Genomic DNA, 18,428 nt, shown 5'->3' on the forward strand with positions numbered 1-18,428 from the left:
TCCGATGAAAATTTTAAAGAAAGCAATAACCTTAAATGTAGGTTTGGTGTTGATGGGTTCTGCAGTTTTTGCTCAAGATTTAAATGACGCGAAAAAAGCCATTGACGCTGAACAGTACCAAAAAGCATCATCAATGCTTAAATCATTGGTGAGCTCAAAAGCATCAGATGGTAATAATTATTACAATCTTGGTTTGGTTTACTTAAAAACTGGTTATATCGACTCGGCGAGAGCGGTGTTTACAAAAGGCATTACCGCCGATCCTAAGAATAACTTAAACCTGATTGGTTTGGGTGAAGCAGATATGCTATCAAACAATCCAACTTCTGCAAAAACCAATTTTGATAAAGCGGTGGCTTTGGCTCCGAAAGATTACAAAACTTATCTGTATATCGGTAAGGCTTATTTAGCTCAGGATAAACCGAGTGACGATGTGTCAAAACCTGACTTTACAAATGCACTGGCTAACATTACCAAAGCAGATGAATTAGATGCGAAAGATAAAGATGCAGAAGTATTCTTGGCACAGGGCGATGCTTATGCTTTACAAAAGAAAAATTCTGAAGCATTAGGTCCATACATGCGTGTTAATGACATTGATCCAAATAACAGAAGAGCTAAAACTCAGATTGGTAAAATGTACAAAGAATCGAGAGCTTTTCCTGAAGGAGAAAAAGAACTACAGGATGTAATTGCAGCTGACGCGAATTATGGTCCGGCTTACCGCGAATTGGGTGAGTTGTACTTGCAATGGAGTAGCTTTGGTACTGATAAGGAAAAAGCGGCTAAAGCAATCGAGAACTATAAAAAATACATGGATTTAACTGATAAATCTTTAGAATCTCAGTTGCGTTTTGCTCAATTCTTGTTTTATGCAAAAGATTTTCCAGCTTTAGAACAGGTTGCATCAACTATTCAGGCTCCTGCAAATGACCCTAAAAGCGCTATTGTATCAAGGATGAAAGGTTGGGCTGCTTATGAGAATAAAAATTATCCAGCTGCTTTAACTAGCATGAATGAATTTTTCTCAAAAGAGAAAGATCCAAATAAAATCCTTGGTTTTGATTATTTATACCTAGGTAAAGCACAGTTAAAGGCAGGTCAAGATAGCTTAGCTTTGATTAACATTACTAAAGCGGTAGAAAAAGACTCAACAAATGCTGATGCATTGGCAGAAGTAGCTAAGAGTTTCTATGACGCAAAAAAATATGCTAAATCTTCGCAAGTTTACGAAAAAGCGATAAAAGCTAATCCAAATGGAAAAGGTGCGTTATATAACTATTATTATAATGCGATGGCTAATTACTTCGATTATGCAGCTAAATTAACTGCAAAGCAAAACCCTTCAAAAGATATCTTGGTAAAAGCCGACTCATCAATTGCTAAAGTAACCCAGTTGGCTCCTGAAACTTATGATGCTTATCTAACAAGAGCACGTATCAATAGTTTATTAGACGATGAAAAAGACCCTAAAGGTTTAATGATTCCTTTTTATGAAGAGTACATCAAAAAAATCACTGAGAAGCCAGAATTAGCAACAGCAAATGCTAAAAAATTATCTGAAGCTTATGATACCATTGGTGGTTATTATTTCTATAAGGACAAAGAAAAAGCTAGAGAATATTTTAACAAAAGTGTAGCTGTTTACCCTAGCGGAACTTTCGCAGCAGCTAAATTGAAAGAATTGGCAGCGCCTGCTCCTGCAAAAGGTAAAGGAAAATAATTTAAAGTTAAATAATTTAGAAAAGGCAGAGTTTGGTTACTCTGCCTTTTTCTTTTACTTTTGCAACCATAAAATAAATTAATATGCAAGCGCAAAGTTCGGCTATAGATTTTCTACCAATTATATTTCAAGTAATTGTTGCTTTAGGTTTTGTTGTACTCACGTTGGTAGCCACTCACTTATTGGGTCCGAAACGTAAAACAGCCGATAAACTGGAAACTTTTGAGGCTGGTATTAAATCAATTGGTAATGCACGCCAACCTTTCTCTATCAAATATTTCGTTGTAGCGATTTTGTTTGTGCTTTTCGATGTGGAGGTAATCTTTATGTATCCCTGGGCGGTTAATTTCCGTGCATTAAAGATGGATGGGATGATTGAAATGTTCATCTTCATGGGTACTTTGTTACTGGGATTTATCTACGTAATTAAAAAGAAAGTTCTGGACTGGAACTAATTCAGTTCATCATTTTCAGTTCATAATTGGCAGTCGGTGGTTCTTGATTTATAAATTGTAAACTGAAAAATGCCAACTGCAAACCGAATGTGTATCAACTACACTAACTACGTCAGATTTTTGTTATTTAGAAAGGTTCTAAATCGAGTAAAGCTAGTTTAATTGCCTTTAAAATATTGTAAATTTGTTGCTCATTCTGCAAAGGGATGAGCATTTTTTGTTTATAAACATGAGTGAAATTAATATAGTTGATGCGCCTCCAGGAACCGAAGGGCCTGGCTATTTTGCCACCTCTTTAGATAAAGTGATTGGTTTGGCCCGCTCAAATTCATTATGGCCATTGCCGTTTGCAACTTCTTGTTGTGGAATCGAATTTATGGCTACCATGGGTTCTCACTACGATTTAGGTCGTTTCGGTGCCGAACGCTTAAGTTTTTCTCCTCGTCAGGCTGATGTTTTAATGGTTATGGGTACCATCGCAAAAAAGATGGCTCCGGTATTGAAACAAGTGTATATCCAAATGGCAGAGCCACGTTGGGTAATGGCAGTTGGGGCCTGTGCAAGCAGTGGTGGTATTTTTGATACTTATTCTGTATTGCAGGGTATCGATGAAGTTATTCCTGTTGATGTTTATGTTCCTGGCTGCCCGCCAAGACCAGAGGCTATTCTTGATGGCTTTCAGCGTATTCAGGATCTCGTGAAAAACGAATCTGGCAGAAGAAGAAATTCTGATTATTACAAAGAACTTTTAGGTCAATACGGCATTAAATAATGGAAGAAACAACTTTAAATAACGATATCCACGTTAAGCTGACTGAAAGGTTTGGTGAAAGAGTTACTGCCGTTTCTGAACCTTATGGTTTATTAACTTTTGTAACCTATAAAGATGTGGTCATCAATGTGCTTTCATATCTTAAAGAAGAATTAAAATTCAATTTTCTAACTGATATTACAGCAGTTCATTACCCTGGCAAAGATCATGGTATTGCAGTGGTTTACCATTTGCACAACATGGTAGAAAAAGTGAGGATTAGAGTCAAAGTTTTTATTTCAGAGCAAAATCCAACCATCCCAACTGCAACAACGGTTTGGAAAGGTGCCAACTGGATGGAGCGCGAAACTTACGATTTGTTCGGGGTTAAATTTGAAGGACATCCTGATTTGCGCCGTATCCTGAATATGGACGATTTAGGTGTGCACCCAATGTTGAAACAATACCCATTGGAAGACCCGAACAGGGTAGATAAAAAAGACGAATTTTTTGGAAGGTAATTTTATGAACCATAACCATCCGGTATTTACAGATAACGACCCGCAAAGTGAGCTGGTAACCTTAAATTTAGGTCCAACACACCCTGCAACCCACGGTGTTTTTCAAAACGTTTTGCAATTAGATGGCGAACGTATTGTAAGCGGCGTTTCAACTATTGGGTATATTCACCGTGCTTTCGAAAAGATTGCCGAACACCGCCCGTTCTATCAGATTACACCACTTACCGACCGTTTGAACTATTGTTCATCACCTATAAACAATATGGGCTGGCACATGACGGTGGAGAAGTTGCTGAATATTAAAATGCCAAAACGTGTAGATTATCTTCGGGTAATCGTTATGGAGCTTTCGCGTATTGCCGATCATATTATCTGTAACACGATTATTGGTCAGGATACAGGAGCAACGACCACTTTCCTATACTTATTTCAGTTTCGTGAACACATTTACGAGATTTTTGAGGAGGTTTGTGGTGCACGTTTAACCACAAATATTGGTCGTATTGGCGGTTTTGAAAGAGATTTTAACGATATCGCTTTCGCCAAAATCAATAAATTCTTAAAAGAATTTCCTGCAGCATTAAAAGAATTCGAGAACCTGTTAACCCGCAACCGTATCTTTATTGACAGGACTGCAGGAGTTGCAGAAGTTACCAAAGAAACTGCTTTAGAATACAGCTGGACAGGCCCTCTTTTACGTGCTACCGGTGTTGATTATGACGTTCGCGTGAGCGACCCATATTCTTCTTACCAGGATTTCGATTTCGAAGTTCCGGTTGGTACCAGTGGCGATATTTACGACCGTTACCTGGTTCGTAACGAAGAAATGTGGCAGAGTGTCCGCATTATTGAGCAGGCCATGGAGAAATTAAAATCGGAAGAAAAAGGTATTTTCCACGCTGATGTTCCTGATTTTTACCTGCCTCCTAAACAAGAAGTTTACAACAATATGGAAGCACTGATCTATCACTTTAAAATTGTGATGGGCGAAATTGATGCGCCAAAAGCAGAAGTTTATCACGCTGTAGAAGGCGGAAACGGCGAGTTGGGTTTCTATCTGATCAATGATGGAGGCCGTACCCCTTATCGTTTACACTTCCGCAGACCAAGTTTTATAAATTACCAGATGTTTGCGCCGATGAGCGAGGGCATGTTATTGTCTGATGCCATTATCAACATGAGTAGTATGAACATTATTGCAGGAGAATTAGATGCTTAAAGTAGAAGAACAAACACCTGTAACGTTTTCATCAGAATTGCTGGCCAAATTTGATGAGATAAAAAGCCGTTATCCGGAAGGAAAACAAAAATCAGCTTTGCTGCCATTGTTGCATTTGGTGCAGGCCGAATTTCTTTGGGTACCAACATCGGCAATGGATCAGGTAGCTGCATATTTAAATATTCAGCCAATTGAGGTGTATGAGGTAGCAACATTTTATACCATGTACTTTTTAAAACCTCAGGGTAAATACGCTTTGGAGGTTTGCCGTACCGGACCTTGTTGCCTGGTAGGTGCCGAGAAAATATTAAGCCACTTAGAAGATAAATTAGGTGTTAAAGAAGGTGAAGTTACCCCTGATGGCCTTTTCAGCTTTAGAGGAGTTGAATGCTTGGCTGCCTGTGGTTTCGGTCCGGTTTTACAAATCAGTCCGGAATATACTTTCTACGAAAACCTGACTACAGATAGTGTAGATAAATTGATTGAAGATTTGAAAAATAAATAAGATTTGAGAAACTAGATATGAGATATGAGAATAGGCAGTTGGTCTAAAATCTCATATCTCACATCTCATATCTATAAACAATGAGTCGCAAATTATTACTTGAGCATATAAACGTACCAGGCATCAATACACTTGAGGTCTATCGCCAGAAAGGCGGGTACCGTGCCGTTGAAAAAGCCCTTAAAACTTTAACTCCTGAAGAGGTTGTTGAAGAGGTTAAGAAATCTGGCTTGCGCGGTCGCGGTGGTGCGGGTTTCCCAACAGGAATGAAATGGAGTTTTTTGGCTAAGCCTGAAGGTGTTGCCCGTTACCTGGTTTGCAACGCCGATGAGTCTGAGCCGGGAACCTTTAAAGACCGTTACCTGATGACTTACATTCCACATGCTTTAATTGAAGGCATGATTGTTTCAAGTTTTGCTTTAGGAGCGAAGGTTTCATACATCTACGTTCGTGGAGAGATGATGCCTCAGATCCGTATCCTGGAGAAAGCAATTGCTGAAGCAAAAGCGGCAGGATGGTTAGGTAAAAACATTTTGGGAACCGGTTACGATTTAGAATTATATGTTCAGCCGGGTGGCGGTGCCTACATTTGCGGTGAAGAAACTGCTTTGTTAGAATCGCTTGAAGGCAAAAGAGGTAATCCACGTATTAAACCACCTTTCCCTGCAATTGCAGGTTTATATGGTTGTCCGACTGTAGTAAATAACGTAGAATCGATTGCTGCAGTGGTGCCGATTATTAACGATGGTGGTGATGAATATGCGAAAATCGGTATTGGTAGAAGTACGGGTACCAAATTAATATCGGCATCCGGTAATTTAGTAAAACCAGGTGTTTACGAAATCGAACTCGGTTTACCAGTAGAAGAATTTATCTACTCTGATGAATATTGTGGTGGTATTGCTAACGGAAAACGCCTTAAGGCAACAGTTGCAGGCGGTTCTTCTGTTCCTGTTTTACCGGCCAACCTCACATTAAAATTAGCAAATGGCGAACCTCGTTTAATGAGTTACGAGTCGTTATCTGAAGGTGGTTTTGCTACCGGAACCATGTTGGGATCGGGTGGTTTTATTGCTTTTGATGAAGATCAGTGTATTGTTCGTAATACCTGGAATTTCTCTCGTTTCTATCACCACGAAAGTTGCGGCCAGTGTTCACCTTGCCGTGAAGGTACTGGATGGATGGAAAAAATCCTGCACAAAATTGAGCACGGACATGGTACGATGGACGATGTGGATTTGTTATGGGATGTTCAGCGTAAAATTGAAGGAAATACCATTTGTCCGTTAGGAGATGCTGCAGCATGGCCGGTTGCCAGTGCTATACGTCATTTCAGGGATGAGTTTGAATGGCACATTAAAGAACCGGTGAAGAGCCAGAGCCAGAATTACGGTTTAGCAAACTATGCTACGCCGATTGAAAAAGCCCCGGTAACGGAAGAGAAATAAAATCGAGCTATTTCGTGTCTTTATGAAACGAAAGCTAAATAAATACAACTGATTCGTGCTGACACGAACCAAGGGAAAAATAAAAGAATATCATTAACCATGAGTGAAAAAGTTAAGGTTACGATAGATGGTATAACAGTAGAGGTTGATAACGGAACCACCATCCTGAATGCTGCAAGGCAAATCGGGGGTGATATCGTTCCGCCAGCCATGTGCTATTATTCTAAGTTACAAGGCAGTGGTGGTAAATGCCGTACCTGTATTGTTAAGGTAACAAAGGGTTCGGAGAAAGATCCACGGCCTATGCCAAAATTGGTTGCATCTTGCCGTACAACCGTAATGGATGGGATGGAAGTGCTTAACATTACTTCGCCTGAAGTTTTGGAAGCACGCGCCGGTGTAGTGGAAATTTTATTGATTAACCATCCATTGGACTGTCCGGTTTGTGATCAGGCAGGGGAGTGCGATTTACAGAATTTAGGTTACGAGCACGGTCTGCAAAAAACTCGTTATGAGTTTGAGCGCCGTACTTTCGAACGTATTGATATTGGTGATAAGATCCAGTTACACATGAACCGTTGCATTTTATGCTACCGTTGTGTTTTTACTGCCGATCAGATTACCAACAAACGTGTTCATGGCATTTTGAACCGTGGCGATCATTCAGAAATTTCTACTTACATCCAGCAGGCTGTTGATAACGATTTCTCCGGAAACGTAATTGATGTTTGCCCCGTTGGTGCTTTAACCGATAAAACTTTCCGTTTCAAAAACCGCGTTTGGTTTACCAAACCAGTTGATGCACACCGAAACTGCGACCATGAAAAATGCAACGGTAAAGTAACCCTTTGGTACAAAGGAGAAGACGTTATCCGTGTTACCGCACGTAAAGACCAGTTTGGAGAGGTTGAAGAGTTTATCTGCAATACCTGTCGTTTCGATAAAAAAGCAACATCTGACTGGGTTATCGAACATCCAACGCATATTGATGATACTTCGGTAATTGCATCTAACCACTACGAAACTTTAAAACCATTGCCGGTAATTAAACCAAATGCAGCATTACAGGCCGCAAACGAAATTGAATTACATAAAACAGTAAAATACTAATGGATACAGGTTTTATTATAGAAAAATTTATTCTGGTAGCGGTAATTTTCGGTATCAGTTTGGTAATTGCCATGTATTCTACCTATGCTGAGCGTAAGGTTGCTGCATTTTTACAGGATCGTTTAGGCCCGGATAGAGCCGGCCCCTTTGGAATTTTGCAGCCACTTGCCGATGGGGTTAAGATGTTTATGAAGGAAGAAATTATTCCTACCACCTCGAACAGATGGCTATTTATTGTAGGACCTGGTTTGGCATTACTTTGCGCCTGTATTGGTACAGCAGTTATTCCATGGGGAACACCCGTATTAATTGCCGGAAAAACCATTTCATTACAGGTTACTGATATCAATGTAGGCGTTTTATATATCTTTGGTGTTGTTTCGCTTGGTGTTTACGGCGTAATGATTGGTGGCTGGGCCTCTAATAACAAATATTCTTTATTAAGTGCCATCCGTGCTGCATCGCAAAATATCAGTTACGAAATTGCTATGGGTCTATCAATCATTGCTTTGCTTTTGATGACCAATACTTTAAGCTTAAAAGAAATCGTAGCACAACAACATGGTCTTAATTGGAATGTATGGTATCAACCATTAGGATTTATCATTTTCATGGTATGTTCTTTTGCTGAGACCAACCGTGCTCCATTCGATTTACCAGAGTGTGAAACAGAGTTAATTGGTGGTTACCACACTGAGTATTCATCAATGAAATTAGGTTTTTACCTGTTTGCAGAGTACATTAATATGTTTGTTTCGTCAGCTGTAATGGCTGCACTATATTGGGGCGGTTATAATTATCCAGGTATGGATTATGTGGCAACACATTTAGGCCCAACCTGGGCACCACTGGTAGGAACCGGAGTATTCTTTTTGAAAATTGTATTATTCATCTTTTTCTTCATGTGGGTACGCTGGACTATCCCGCGCTTCCGTTACGATCAATTGATGAACTTAGGTTGGAAAGGCTTAATTCCTTTAGCCATTGCCAACATTATAATAACTGGAGTTGTGATTGCGATTATTGAGAAGTTTTAATTATGGAATCATTAAGTAATAAGAAAAAAGTACTGGAACAAAAGCCACTGAGCTTTATGGAACGGATGTACCTTCCGGCAATTGTTAAGGGAATGGGCATCACCATTAGCCACTTATTCAAAAAAGAGGCTACAGTAAGATATCCTGAAGTAGAACGCGAATTCTCGACCAACTTTAGGGGGATGCACTCACTTAAGCGTGATGAAAACGGAAGAGAGCGTTGTACCGCCTGTGGTTTATGCGCCTTATCTTGCCCTGCTGAAGCAATTACCATGATTGCAGCAGAGCGTAAGCCGGAAGAAAAACATTTATACCGCGAAGAGAAATATGCTGCAACTTATGAAATTAACATGTTGCGTTGCATTTTCTGCGGATTATGCGAAGAAGCTTGCCCTAAAGAGGCCATTTATTTAGATGGACCAATTGTACCTGCTGATTATTTACGTAAAGATTTCATTTACGGAAAAGACAAGCTGGTAGAGGCGCCATTGGAAATGAAAAAATAATAGTACAGTCAGCATACCTGCAGACTGTATAATTAAGATAATCGTCATGCTGAATTTATTTCAGCATCTCCTTTATAAGGCCCTGAAATAAATTCAGGGTGACGAAAACAAATAAAACAAAAAACAAAATAATGAGTACACAAGTATTCTATTTCGTAGCTACATTAAGTATCATTTTTTCACTGATGGTGATTTTTGCAAAAAATCCAATCCACAGTGTATTGTACTTAATTCTTACCTTTTTCACTTTCACGGTACATTATGTATTGCTGAATGCACAATTTCTGGCTGTTGTAAACTTCATTGTTTATATGGGTGCTATTATGGTATTGTTCCTTTTCGTGCTGATGTTGCTCAACCTGAACAAGGAAACCGAACCTTCTAAATCGCCGTTGATTAAAATTGTGGGCGTAATTGCCGGAGGTTGCTTAATTGTTACCCTGATCGGTTCGTTAAAGGCAGCAAGCATCAGCAGTCCGTTAATTTTAAAAAATCAGGGATTAGGTTTGGTGGAAAACTTAGGTAAAGAGCTTTTCGGCCCATTCTTATTACCGTTCGAATTATCATCTCTGTTACTGTTGGCAGCAATGGTTGGAGCCGTTTTATTGTCTAAAAGAGATGAGGTAGAAGCATAATGGAAAATTTAACTACACAAATGGCAGGCGTGCCGCTAAATCATTACATCTATTTAAGTGCAATTATTTTTACTATTGGTGTAATTGGCGTGTTAACCCGCAGAAATGCAATCGTAATTTTTATGTCGGTAGAATTGATGTTAAATGCAGTTAACCTGCTTTTAACCGCTTTCTCTGTGCATAGCAACGATCCTTCGGGACAGGTTTTTGTATTCTTCATTATGGCTTTGGCAGCTGCAGAAGTTGCTGTAGGCTTAGCCATCATTGTAATGGTGTACAGAAATACGAAATCGATAGATATTAATGTTTTAAATCGCCTTAAGTGGTAAATATATAATAAGAATGACAATAGAACAATTGATTTGGTTGGTTCCCTTACTTCCTTTTTTAGGTTTTGTAATTAATGGACTAGGCAGAAAATCTTTATCTAAAGGACTTGTTGGAATCATCGGAAGCGGTGTTATTTTGGCTTCTTTCATCATCAGCATAGTTATTTTCTTTAGTTTACAAGGCGATACACAAAAGGCTCACGAAGTATTTTTATTTGATTGGATCAGTGCTGGTGCATTACACATTCCTTTATCATTTTTGGTTGATCCCTTAAGTTCGATCATGCTGTTGATCATTACCGGAATAGGTTTCTTAATCCACCTCTATTCTACCAGCTACATGCACGATGATGAAGGTTTTGGCAAATTTTTCAGTTATCTGAACCTGTTTGTATTCTTCATGCTTTTACTGGTATTGGGTTCTAATTACATCGTGATGTTTATCGGTTGGGAAGGAGTTGGTTTATGTTCATACTTACTAATCGGTTTCTGGTATACCAACACTGCTTATGCATCGGCGGCTAAAAAAGCCTTTGTAATGAACAGAATCGGCGATTTAGGTTTTTTATTAGGTGTATTTTTAATCTTCAATACTTTTGGAAGTGTTGAGTTTGCTAAGATTTTCCCTCAGGCAGCTAATATGTTGCCAGGTAAAGATACCTTGGTTATAATTACTATTTTATTGTTTATTGGTGCATGCGGTAAATCAGCCCAGTTACCTTTATTTACCTGGTTGCCAGATGCGATGGCCGGACCAACCCCTGTTTCGGCATTAATCCACGCTGCAACGATGGTAACGGCGGGTATTTATATGATTGCCCGTTCAAGCGTATTGTTCGATCTTGCTCCACTTACCCAGCACATCATTGCCATTGTTGGTATAGCAACCGCATTAGTCGCTGCAATTATTGCCTTAACCCAAACTGATATTAAAAAAGTATTGGCTTACTCAACCGTATCTCAATTGGGCTATATGTTTTTAGGCTTAGGTGTGGGCGCTTATACAGGTTCATTCTTCCACGTATTAACACATGCGTTCTTTAAAGCTTTATTGTTCCTAGGTGCCGGTTCGGTTATCCATGCCATGCACCATGAGCAGGATATGCGTCACATGGGTGGATTAAGAGGCAAACTCAAAACTACATTTGCAACCATGATGATCGGTACAATCGCAATTGCTGGTTTACCACCTTTTTCTGGTTTCTTTTCAAAAGATGAAATTTTAGCTCATGCTTTTCAGGCAAGTCCAATACTTTGGGGAATAGGGGTATTAACCGCATTCTTAACGTCATTCTACATGTTCAGGATGATGTTCTTGACTTTCTCCGGAAAATACCGCGGAACACACCATGCAGAAAGCCATATCCATGAATCGCCTGCCGCTATGACTTTACCTTTGATAATTTTAGCTGTTCTGGCTGCTATTGGCGGAGCCATTAACTTACCACACGTTTTTGGTGGTAACGAGTGGTTGGCACACTGGTTAACTGGTGCAGGTGTTGCTCAGCACGAACTGGATTTAAGCCATTCTACCGAGTGGGCCTTAATGGGTACTTCGGTTGTGGCCGCAGTTATTGCTTTATTGTATGCTTACACTAAATATGTAAAAGGCGCGCATGTTCCGGTGGCTGATGAAGCACCGCGTTCGGCATTAGCGAAATTATCATATAACAAATTTTATTTAGATGAAATTTACGATTTCATCATTACCAAACCTTTGGATATCCTTTCTAAATTCTTTTACCGCATTATCGATAACAAATTTATTGATGGTATTGTAAACGGACTGGGATGGAGCACAAATGAGGCAAGTAAAGGCCTTCGCTTATTGCAAAGCGGAAACGTAGGTTTTTACCTGTTTATGATGGTATTTGGTATCATCGCTTTATTGATCTATACATTTAGTTACATATTATAAAAAGGGTTCAAAAATAAATAATGGAACAACTTTTACTACTTATATTTCTTCCGCTTGCGGGTGCTATTATTACAGCGTTTGCAGGTAAGTCGGCTAAGATAGTTTCGACCGTATTCTCGGTAGTTTCTTTTGGGCTGACTTTGTTTATCGCCTGTAACTTCATCCCAGATGCGAGTACACAGTTTGAAGCAAACTTACCATGGATTGCTGATCTGGGCATTAATTTCCATGCGGGTATCGATGGAATCAGCATGTTTGTGGTTTTATTGACCAACTTATTAATCCCGATTATTATCCTGTCAAGCTACAAACACGACTATAAAAATCCAGCTGCTTTTTACGCATTGATTTTATTTATGCAAGCTGGCTTATTGTTGGTGTTTACTGCTTTAGACGCTTTCCTTTTCTATATTGGCTGGGAAGCTGCATTAATCCCGATTTATTTTATTTGTGCTTTCTGGGGTGGAAAAGACCGTGTTCGCATTAACATGAAGTTTTTTGTCTACACCATCGCCGGTTCGTTATTTATGCTAATGGGGATTATTTACCTGTACTTACAAAACCCGGCACATAACTTTGATATTCAGGCTTTTTATGCTTTAAATTTAGATGCAGTACAGCAGGGATGGATTTTCTGGGCTTTCTTTATTGCTTTCGCCATTAAGATGCCAATTTTTCCTTTCCATACCTGGCAGCCTGATACCTATACAGCGGCCCCTGCACAGGGAACAATGCTGTTATCGGGTATTATGCTAAAAATGGGTATTTATGGGGTAATCAGGTGGTTATTACCAATTGTACCGACCGGTGTTCAGCATTGGTCGTGCGTGGCAATTGCCCTGTCTATTATTGGCATTGTGTACGCATCATTAATTGCCTTTACGCAAAAGGATGCCAAACGTTTGGTTGCTTATTCGTCAATTGGCCACGTAGGTTTAATTTCTGCAGGTATTTTTGCTTTGAACCAGCAGGGTATGCAAGGCGCCATGGTGCAGATGCTTAGCCACGGTATTAATGTGGTAGGTCTATTTTTTGTTTTGGATATTATTTTCTCACGTGTTAAAACCAATAAAATTGAAGAGTTAGGTGGTATTGCTAAAGTAGCACCACAGTTGGCTATCGCCTTCCTGATTATTGTTTTAGGAACCGTAGCTTTACCAGGAACAAATGGTTTTATCGGCGAGTTTTTATTATTGATGGGTGTTTATAATGTAGGAGTTTGGGCTGCAGCTATAGCGGGCTTAACCATCATTTTTGGTGCAGTTTACATGTTGCGTATGTACCAAAATGTAATGTTGGGCAAAACAAACGAATTAACCATCACATTCAGCGATATCAAGGGATCAGAGAAATTTGTCCTTTATTTGATCTGTGCTTTAATTATCATTCTGGGTGTTTATCCAAAACCATTATTGCACTTAACAGAGGCATCTGTACAACATTTATTAGAACAGGTAAATCAAAAATTAACATCAGTAAAATAAGCAATGAATATTATAATAACCATTAGTATAACAGCTTTTATTGTGCTTTACGCAGGTTTGTTTAAAGCAAATAAAGCACTATTGCCGCTTACCGTTGTTGGCTTACTTACAGCTTTAGGCTTTACTTTTTGCGCCTGGGGAGGAAATGCTGTTCATTTTGGCATGATGCAGACCGATAATTTTGCACTTGCATTTTCTGGCGTTTGCATTGTAGGCACCCTTTTGATTTTCTTATTAACCCAAAATTATTTCCACGCTAAAAGTGATAACGTTGCCGAGTACTATACCTTAATCCTTTTCGCCCTGGCGGGGATGATTATGATGGTATCTTATAAAAATATGGCCATGCTGTTTGTGGGCTTGGAGATCATGTCGGTAAGTTTATATATCCTGGCCGGTATCCGCAAGAAGGATTTTGCCTCTAACGAAGCTTCGTTGAAGTATTTCCTGATGGGTGCTTTTTCAACAGGTTTCCTGTTGTTTGGTATTACTTTAATTTACGGAGCTACAGGTTCTTTCGATTTAGATAAAATTCAGGCTTACCTGGTAAATAACATTACAGCAGTTTCGCCCATCTTTTATCCGGGCGTAATCCTGATGATGATTGGTTTATGCTTTAAAATCGGTGCAGCACCTTTCCACTTCTGGACACCGGATGTTTACGAAGGCGCACCATCTTTAATTACCACATTCATGAGTACGGTAGTTAAAACCGCTGGTTTTGCTGCTTTTTTACGCTTGTTTGCCGGACCTCTTGAGCCTTTACACGAGTTCTGGGTAATGCCGTTAATCGTTATTGTTTGCCTGACTTTATTCATCGGTAACGTAACAGCCCTGTTCCAAAAGAACTTTAAACGTATGCTGGCTTATTCAAGTATTTCGCATGCAGGATACTTATTGTTTTCTTTAATAGTTATAACTAAAAATTCTGGCAACAACGTATTGGTATATGCTGCCGCTTATACCTTTGCTTCGATCATTGCCTTTGCGGTATTAATTCTGGTAAAACAGAAAACTGGTAGCGACAGCTTCGAAAGCTTTAATGGTTTAGGAAAGAAAAACCCATTGGTGGCTTTATGTTTAACTGTTGCAATGTTATCATTAGCCGGTATTCCGTTAACAGCTGGTTTCATTGGTAAATACCTGATGTTCCTGAATGTAATGACCGAGTATAAAACTTTATTGGTAGCTTTTGCCATTTTAAATGCATTGGTGGGATTTTATTACTATTTCAGGGTAATTGTTGCCATGTGGTTTAAAGATGGCGCTGAAACAACGCTTTCTACCCCAGTACAATATAAAGTTGTGTTATTGGTATCAGTAGTAATTACCCTTATTTTAGGTGTTTACCCGGCAATTATTTTAAACCTGATATAGGTATGCTGTTGTTTAATAATTATTTGTAGTTTTACGAATAATTGAATATGCACGATTTTTGGAATAACCTGCATCAACTACTTGATCCCGAAAAATTATTGAGGGAGGGCGGTTTCTATCTCGTTGTATTCGTAATCTATGCAGAAACAGGCCTGTTTTTTGGTTTCTTTCTTCCTGGTGATTATCTATTGTTTTTAGCAGGAATGTTTGTAGCAACCGGTAAACTGGATGTAAATATAGCCGTTCTTTTAGCCGGACTTTGTACTGCGGCAATTTCGGGTAATTTTACCGGCTATTGGTTTGGCAGAAGAACTGGTCCGCTGTTGTATACCAGAAAAGACAGCTTCTTTTTCAAGAAACGTTATTTAAAAGCTGCAGAAGATTATTATAATAAACAGGGTGCCTTTGCATTGATTATGGGGCGTTTTGTTCCCATTGTTAGAACTTTTGCACCGATTTTTGCTGGTGTGGTAAAACTAGAGTTTAAAAAGTTTGCATTGTACAATATAGTTGGTGGTGTGCTATGGATCTGCTCATTAACCCTATTGGGTTATTTTTTGGGCAGAAGATTCGAAAGAGAAATAAACGATTATTTATTATATATTATTATTGGCTTTATCCTTATTACAACTATACCATTATTAATTACCTTTGTAAAAAGAAAAGTAGTGAGTGGTGCTGAAGAGGATAAAACAGATTTAAATTAAAAATGGCAAAAGACGAAACGCACGCGTGGCATAGCGTATCCCCTGGAAAAAACGTTCCAGAAGTTGTTAACGCAATTATTGAAATTCCAAAAGGTTCAAAAGCAAAATACGAAATAGATAAAGAATCAGGTCTCATCAAATTGGACAGGGTTCTTTTTTCATCGGTAATGTATCCGGCAAATTATGGCTTTATTCCGCAAACTTATTGCGATGATAAAGATCCATTAGATATTTTAGTGCTTTGTTCAGTTGATGTGTACCCAATGACATTGATTGAAGCTAAAGTTGTGGGAGTAATGCACATGGTTGATAACGGAGAGCAGGATGATAAAATTATTGCTGTAGCTGCTCATGACATGTCAGTAAACTACATTAATGATTTAGACGAATTACCTCCACACCAAATGAAAGAGATTGTTCGTTTCTTTCAGGATTATAAAGCATTAGAAGATAAAAATGTAACCATCGAACATTTATTAGGTGTTCGTTATGCGCATAAAGTAATTAAAGAAAGCATAGAACTTTATAACACAACATTTAGAGAATTAGCTTAATGGATTTACCCACGGTCTGTTTGTTTTTAAATTCATCGTTAAGTGCAACACTACCAATCCCGAATGTGATTCTTGTGGCCTTACAGGAGCCAGATACGGGATCTGTTGGATGGCGGTTGTTCTTCGCACTATTTTTGGTGCTGTTAAACGGATTTTTTGTAGCGGCAGAGTTCGCTATAGTAAAAGTTCGCGCCTCGCAAATAGAAATTAAAGCAAAATCGGGCAGCCGGGTGGGTAAAATGGCCAAAACCATTATCCATAACCTCGATGGATATCTGGCAGCAACGCAATTGGGTATAACGCTTGCATCACTTGGCTTAGGCTGGGTTGGTGAAGGCGTTATGCATACCATCTTTAAAAACCTTTTTGATAGTTTAGAGTGGGGACTTAGCGATGCAAGTATCCATACAGCATCAACCATTGTTGCCTTCTCTCTAATCACCATCATGCACATTGTGTTTGGCGAATTGGCGCCAAAATCATTTGCAATACAAAGACCTGTGGCTACAACGCTATTTGTTTCTGTTCCGCTACAGTTATTTTATGTAGTTCTCCGTCCGTTCATCTGGATACTTAACAGCTTTGCTTCCGTTATTTTAAAACCTTTCGGTATTGATACTTCTGCAGGGCATGAATCTATCCATAGTACCGAAGAATTACAGTACCTGCTCGATCAAGGCAAAGAAAGTGGTGCTTTGGATAACAACGAACATGAGCTGATCAAAAATGTGTTCGATTTTAATGAGCGTGTGGTAAAAAATATCATGGTACCACGAACCAAAATTTCGGGTATCGAACTCACTTCAGATAAAGATGAAGTAATTGACACGATCATCAAGGAGGGATACTCTCGTTTACCGGTTTACGATGAGGTGATGGATAAAATTGTTGGTATTATCCATGCAAAAGATGTTCTGCCATTAGTGGCGGCCGGTAACCAAACATGGACCGTTAATGATATCATCCGTAAGCCTTATTTTGTAACGGAGACCAAAAAAATCAACGACCTGATGAGTGAACTGCAAAGTAACCGCATACAGATTGCTATTGTTTTGGATGAATTTGGTGGTACAGCCGGTATGGTTACCCTGGAGGATATCGTTGAAGAACTGGTTGGTGAAATCCAGGATGAATACGATGAAGAAAAACCATTGGTAGAGAAAGTTTCCGATAACGAGTTTATTGTGAATGCATTTGCAACAGTTTATGATGTGAATGAGCATTTGCCTCACGACTTGCCCGAAGATGAAGATTTTGATACCGTAGGAGGCTTGGTTTCGCACATTTTTGAGCGTATTCCGGAGGTTGGTGAGAGTAACGAATCTTATGGTTACCTGTTTACCATTCTTAAAAAAGCAGAGCAGAATATCGAAACCATCAAGTTAGAATTGGTAATTAATAAAGAAGATATGGTTGATAATCACTAATTTCAGCTATGCATATTTTTTATACGCCGGATATTACCCAAAATACCTACACCCTTAGCGAAGAAGAGAGTAAACATTGTGTAAGGGTATTGCGGCTTACGGTAGGTTCGGTTGTAAACCTGGTTGACGGAAAAGGTGGGTTCTACACTGCCGAGATTACTTTTGATAATCCCAAAAAAGTTTCATTAGCGATATTAAATGTAGAAAAGGAGTTTCATAAACGAAATCATTACCTGCACATTGCTGTCGCACCAACCAAAAATATAGACCGTATTGAATGGTTTTTGGAAAAAGCGACCGAGCTGGGAATTGATGAAATTACGCCCATTATTACTGATCGGTCTGAGCGCAGGGTAGTTAAAGAAGACCGCCTGAATAAAGTAATCACTTCTGCAGTCAAACAGTCAATCAAAGCTTATCATCCTAAATTAAATGATGCTATTTCTCTGGATGCCTTTTTAAAAGAACCATTTGATGGTGATAAATTAATTGCGCATTGTATCGATAAAGGAGAGAAACAATATATATCCAAGTTAATAACGCCGCATCAAAAATATCTTGTACTTATAGGTCCGGAAGGAGATTTCACACCCGAAGAAGTGAATTTAGCTTTGAACAAAGGCTTTAAAGCACTAACTTTAGGTGATAACAGGTTGCGCACAGAAACTGCTGCTTTATCTGTTTGTTTTGAAATCAATTACCTTAACCGATAGTAAGTTTGA

Annotated in this window: 19 protein-coding genes; all 19 read left to right on the forward strand. The window is 39.0% G+C overall.

The window, feature by feature from the left end; all coding sequences use genetic code 11:
* Positions 1–52: 52 nt before the first annotated feature.
* The 19 genes from ACFSR6_RS10620 (at position 53) to ACFSR6_RS10710 (ending at position 18,419) form a co-directional block, all read left to right on the forward strand.
* Positions 53–1,723, forward strand: coding sequence for a tetratricopeptide repeat protein (locus ACFSR6_RS10620; protein WP_379078738.1), 1,671 nt, complete (start codon positions 53–55; stop codon positions 1,721–1,723).
* Positions 1,724–1,806: 83 nt separating this feature from the next.
* A complete protein-coding gene (locus tag ACFSR6_RS10625; RefSeq protein ID WP_183765739.1) occupies positions 1,807–2,178 on the forward strand; it encodes an NADH-quinone oxidoreductase subunit A in 372 nt (123 codons plus the stop codon).
* Positions 2,179–2,407: 229 nt separating this feature from the next.
* Positions 2,408–2,950: an NADH-quinone oxidoreductase subunit B gene (locus ACFSR6_RS10630; RefSeq protein WP_039472971.1), complete on the forward strand. Its 543-nt coding sequence runs from the start codon at positions 2,408–2,410 to the stop codon at positions 2,948–2,950.
* Complete coding sequence (locus tag ACFSR6_RS10635; protein WP_379078484.1) at positions 2,950–3,450, forward strand: NADH-quinone oxidoreductase subunit C; 501 nt, start codon at positions 2,950–2,952, stop codon at positions 3,448–3,450. The genes ACFSR6_RS10630 and ACFSR6_RS10635 overlap by 1 nt, the downstream gene beginning before the upstream one ends.
* A 4-nt stretch (positions 3,451–3,454) precedes the next feature.
* Positions 3,455–4,669 (forward strand): NADH-quinone oxidoreductase subunit D, encoded by a 1,215-nt coding sequence (locus tag ACFSR6_RS10640; protein WP_379078741.1) that lies wholly within the window; start codon positions 3,455–3,457, stop codon positions 4,667–4,669.
* The gene (locus ACFSR6_RS10645; RefSeq protein WP_379078486.1) at positions 4,662–5,174 is read left to right on the forward strand and encodes an NADH-quinone oxidoreductase subunit NuoE family protein; all 513 of its coding nucleotides are present in this window, start codon (positions 4,662–4,664) and stop codon (positions 5,172–5,174) included. The genes ACFSR6_RS10640 and ACFSR6_RS10645 overlap by 8 nt, the downstream gene beginning before the upstream one ends.
* Positions 5,175–5,254: 80 nt before the next feature.
* Positions 5,255–6,622: an NADH-quinone oxidoreductase subunit NuoF gene (gene nuoF, locus ACFSR6_RS10650; protein ID WP_183765724.1), complete on the forward strand. Its 1,368-nt coding sequence runs from the start codon at positions 5,255–5,257 to the stop codon at positions 6,620–6,622.
* Positions 6,623–6,721: 99 nt separating this feature from the next.
* Positions 6,722–7,732 carry a 2Fe-2S iron-sulfur cluster-binding protein gene (locus ACFSR6_RS10655; protein WP_379078488.1) on the forward strand — a complete coding sequence of 337 codons (1,011 nt, stop codon included), beginning with the start codon at positions 6,722–6,724 and terminating at the stop codon, positions 7,730–7,732.
* Positions 7,732–8,769, forward strand: coding sequence for an NADH-quinone oxidoreductase subunit NuoH (gene nuoH / locus ACFSR6_RS10660; RefSeq protein WP_379078490.1), 1,038 nt, complete (start codon positions 7,732–7,734; stop codon positions 8,767–8,769). The genes ACFSR6_RS10655 and nuoH overlap by 1 nt, the downstream gene beginning before the upstream one ends.
* A 2-nt stretch (positions 8,770–8,771) precedes the next feature.
* The gene (locus ACFSR6_RS10665; RefSeq protein ID WP_379078492.1) at positions 8,772–9,275 is read left to right on the forward strand and encodes a NuoI/complex I 23 kDa subunit family protein; all 504 of its coding nucleotides are present in this window, start codon (positions 8,772–8,774) and stop codon (positions 9,273–9,275) included.
* A 131-nt stretch (positions 9,276–9,406) separates the two neighbouring features.
* The gene (locus tag ACFSR6_RS10670; protein WP_379078494.1) at positions 9,407–9,910 is read left to right on the forward strand and encodes an NADH-quinone oxidoreductase subunit J family protein; all 504 of its coding nucleotides are present in this window, start codon (positions 9,407–9,409) and stop codon (positions 9,908–9,910) included.
* On the forward strand, positions 9,910–10,239 hold the full coding sequence (gene nuoK, locus ACFSR6_RS10675; protein ID WP_039472993.1) for an NADH-quinone oxidoreductase subunit NuoK: 330 nt from the start codon (positions 9,910–9,912) through the stop codon (positions 10,237–10,239). The genes ACFSR6_RS10670 and nuoK overlap by 1 nt, the downstream gene beginning before the upstream one ends.
* A gap of 13 nt (positions 10,240–10,252) precedes the next feature.
* A complete protein-coding gene (nuoL, locus tag ACFSR6_RS10680; RefSeq protein ID WP_379078496.1) occupies positions 10,253–12,157 on the forward strand; it encodes an NADH-quinone oxidoreductase subunit L in 1,905 nt (634 codons plus the stop codon).
* 20 nt (positions 12,158–12,177) lie between these two features.
* Positions 12,178–13,641, forward strand: coding sequence for a complex I subunit 4 family protein (locus ACFSR6_RS10685; protein WP_379078498.1), 1,464 nt, complete (start codon positions 12,178–12,180; stop codon positions 13,639–13,641).
* A gap of 3 nt (positions 13,642–13,644) precedes the next feature.
* Positions 13,645–15,018 (forward strand): NADH-quinone oxidoreductase subunit N, encoded by a 1,374-nt coding sequence (locus ACFSR6_RS10690; protein WP_379078500.1) that lies wholly within the window; start codon positions 13,645–13,647, stop codon positions 15,016–15,018.
* 47 nt (positions 15,019–15,065) lie between these two features.
* Positions 15,066–15,725: a DedA family protein gene (locus ACFSR6_RS10695; protein WP_379078502.1), complete on the forward strand. Its 660-nt coding sequence runs from the start codon at positions 15,066–15,068 to the stop codon at positions 15,723–15,725.
* Positions 15,726–15,727: 2 nt separating this feature from the next.
* Positions 15,728–16,279: an inorganic diphosphatase gene (locus ACFSR6_RS10700; RefSeq protein ID WP_379078504.1), complete on the forward strand. Its 552-nt coding sequence runs from the start codon at positions 15,728–15,730 to the stop codon at positions 16,277–16,279.
* On the forward strand, positions 16,279–17,706 hold the full coding sequence (locus tag ACFSR6_RS10705; protein WP_379078506.1) for a hemolysin family protein: 1,428 nt from the start codon (positions 16,279–16,281) through the stop codon (positions 17,704–17,706). The genes ACFSR6_RS10700 and ACFSR6_RS10705 overlap by 1 nt, the downstream gene beginning before the upstream one ends.
* Positions 17,707–17,714: 8 nt before the next feature.
* Positions 17,715–18,419: a 16S rRNA (uracil(1498)-N(3))-methyltransferase gene (locus ACFSR6_RS10710; RefSeq protein ID WP_379078508.1), complete on the forward strand. Its 705-nt coding sequence runs from the start codon at positions 17,715–17,717 to the stop codon at positions 18,417–18,419.
* Positions 18,420–18,428 lie beyond the last annotated feature (9 nt).

Origin of the sequence: Pedobacter vanadiisoli (assembly GCF_042684385.1) — a bacterium.
Taxonomy (GTDB): domain Bacteria; phylum Bacteroidota; class Bacteroidia; order Sphingobacteriales; family Sphingobacteriaceae; genus Pedobacter; species Pedobacter vanadiisoli.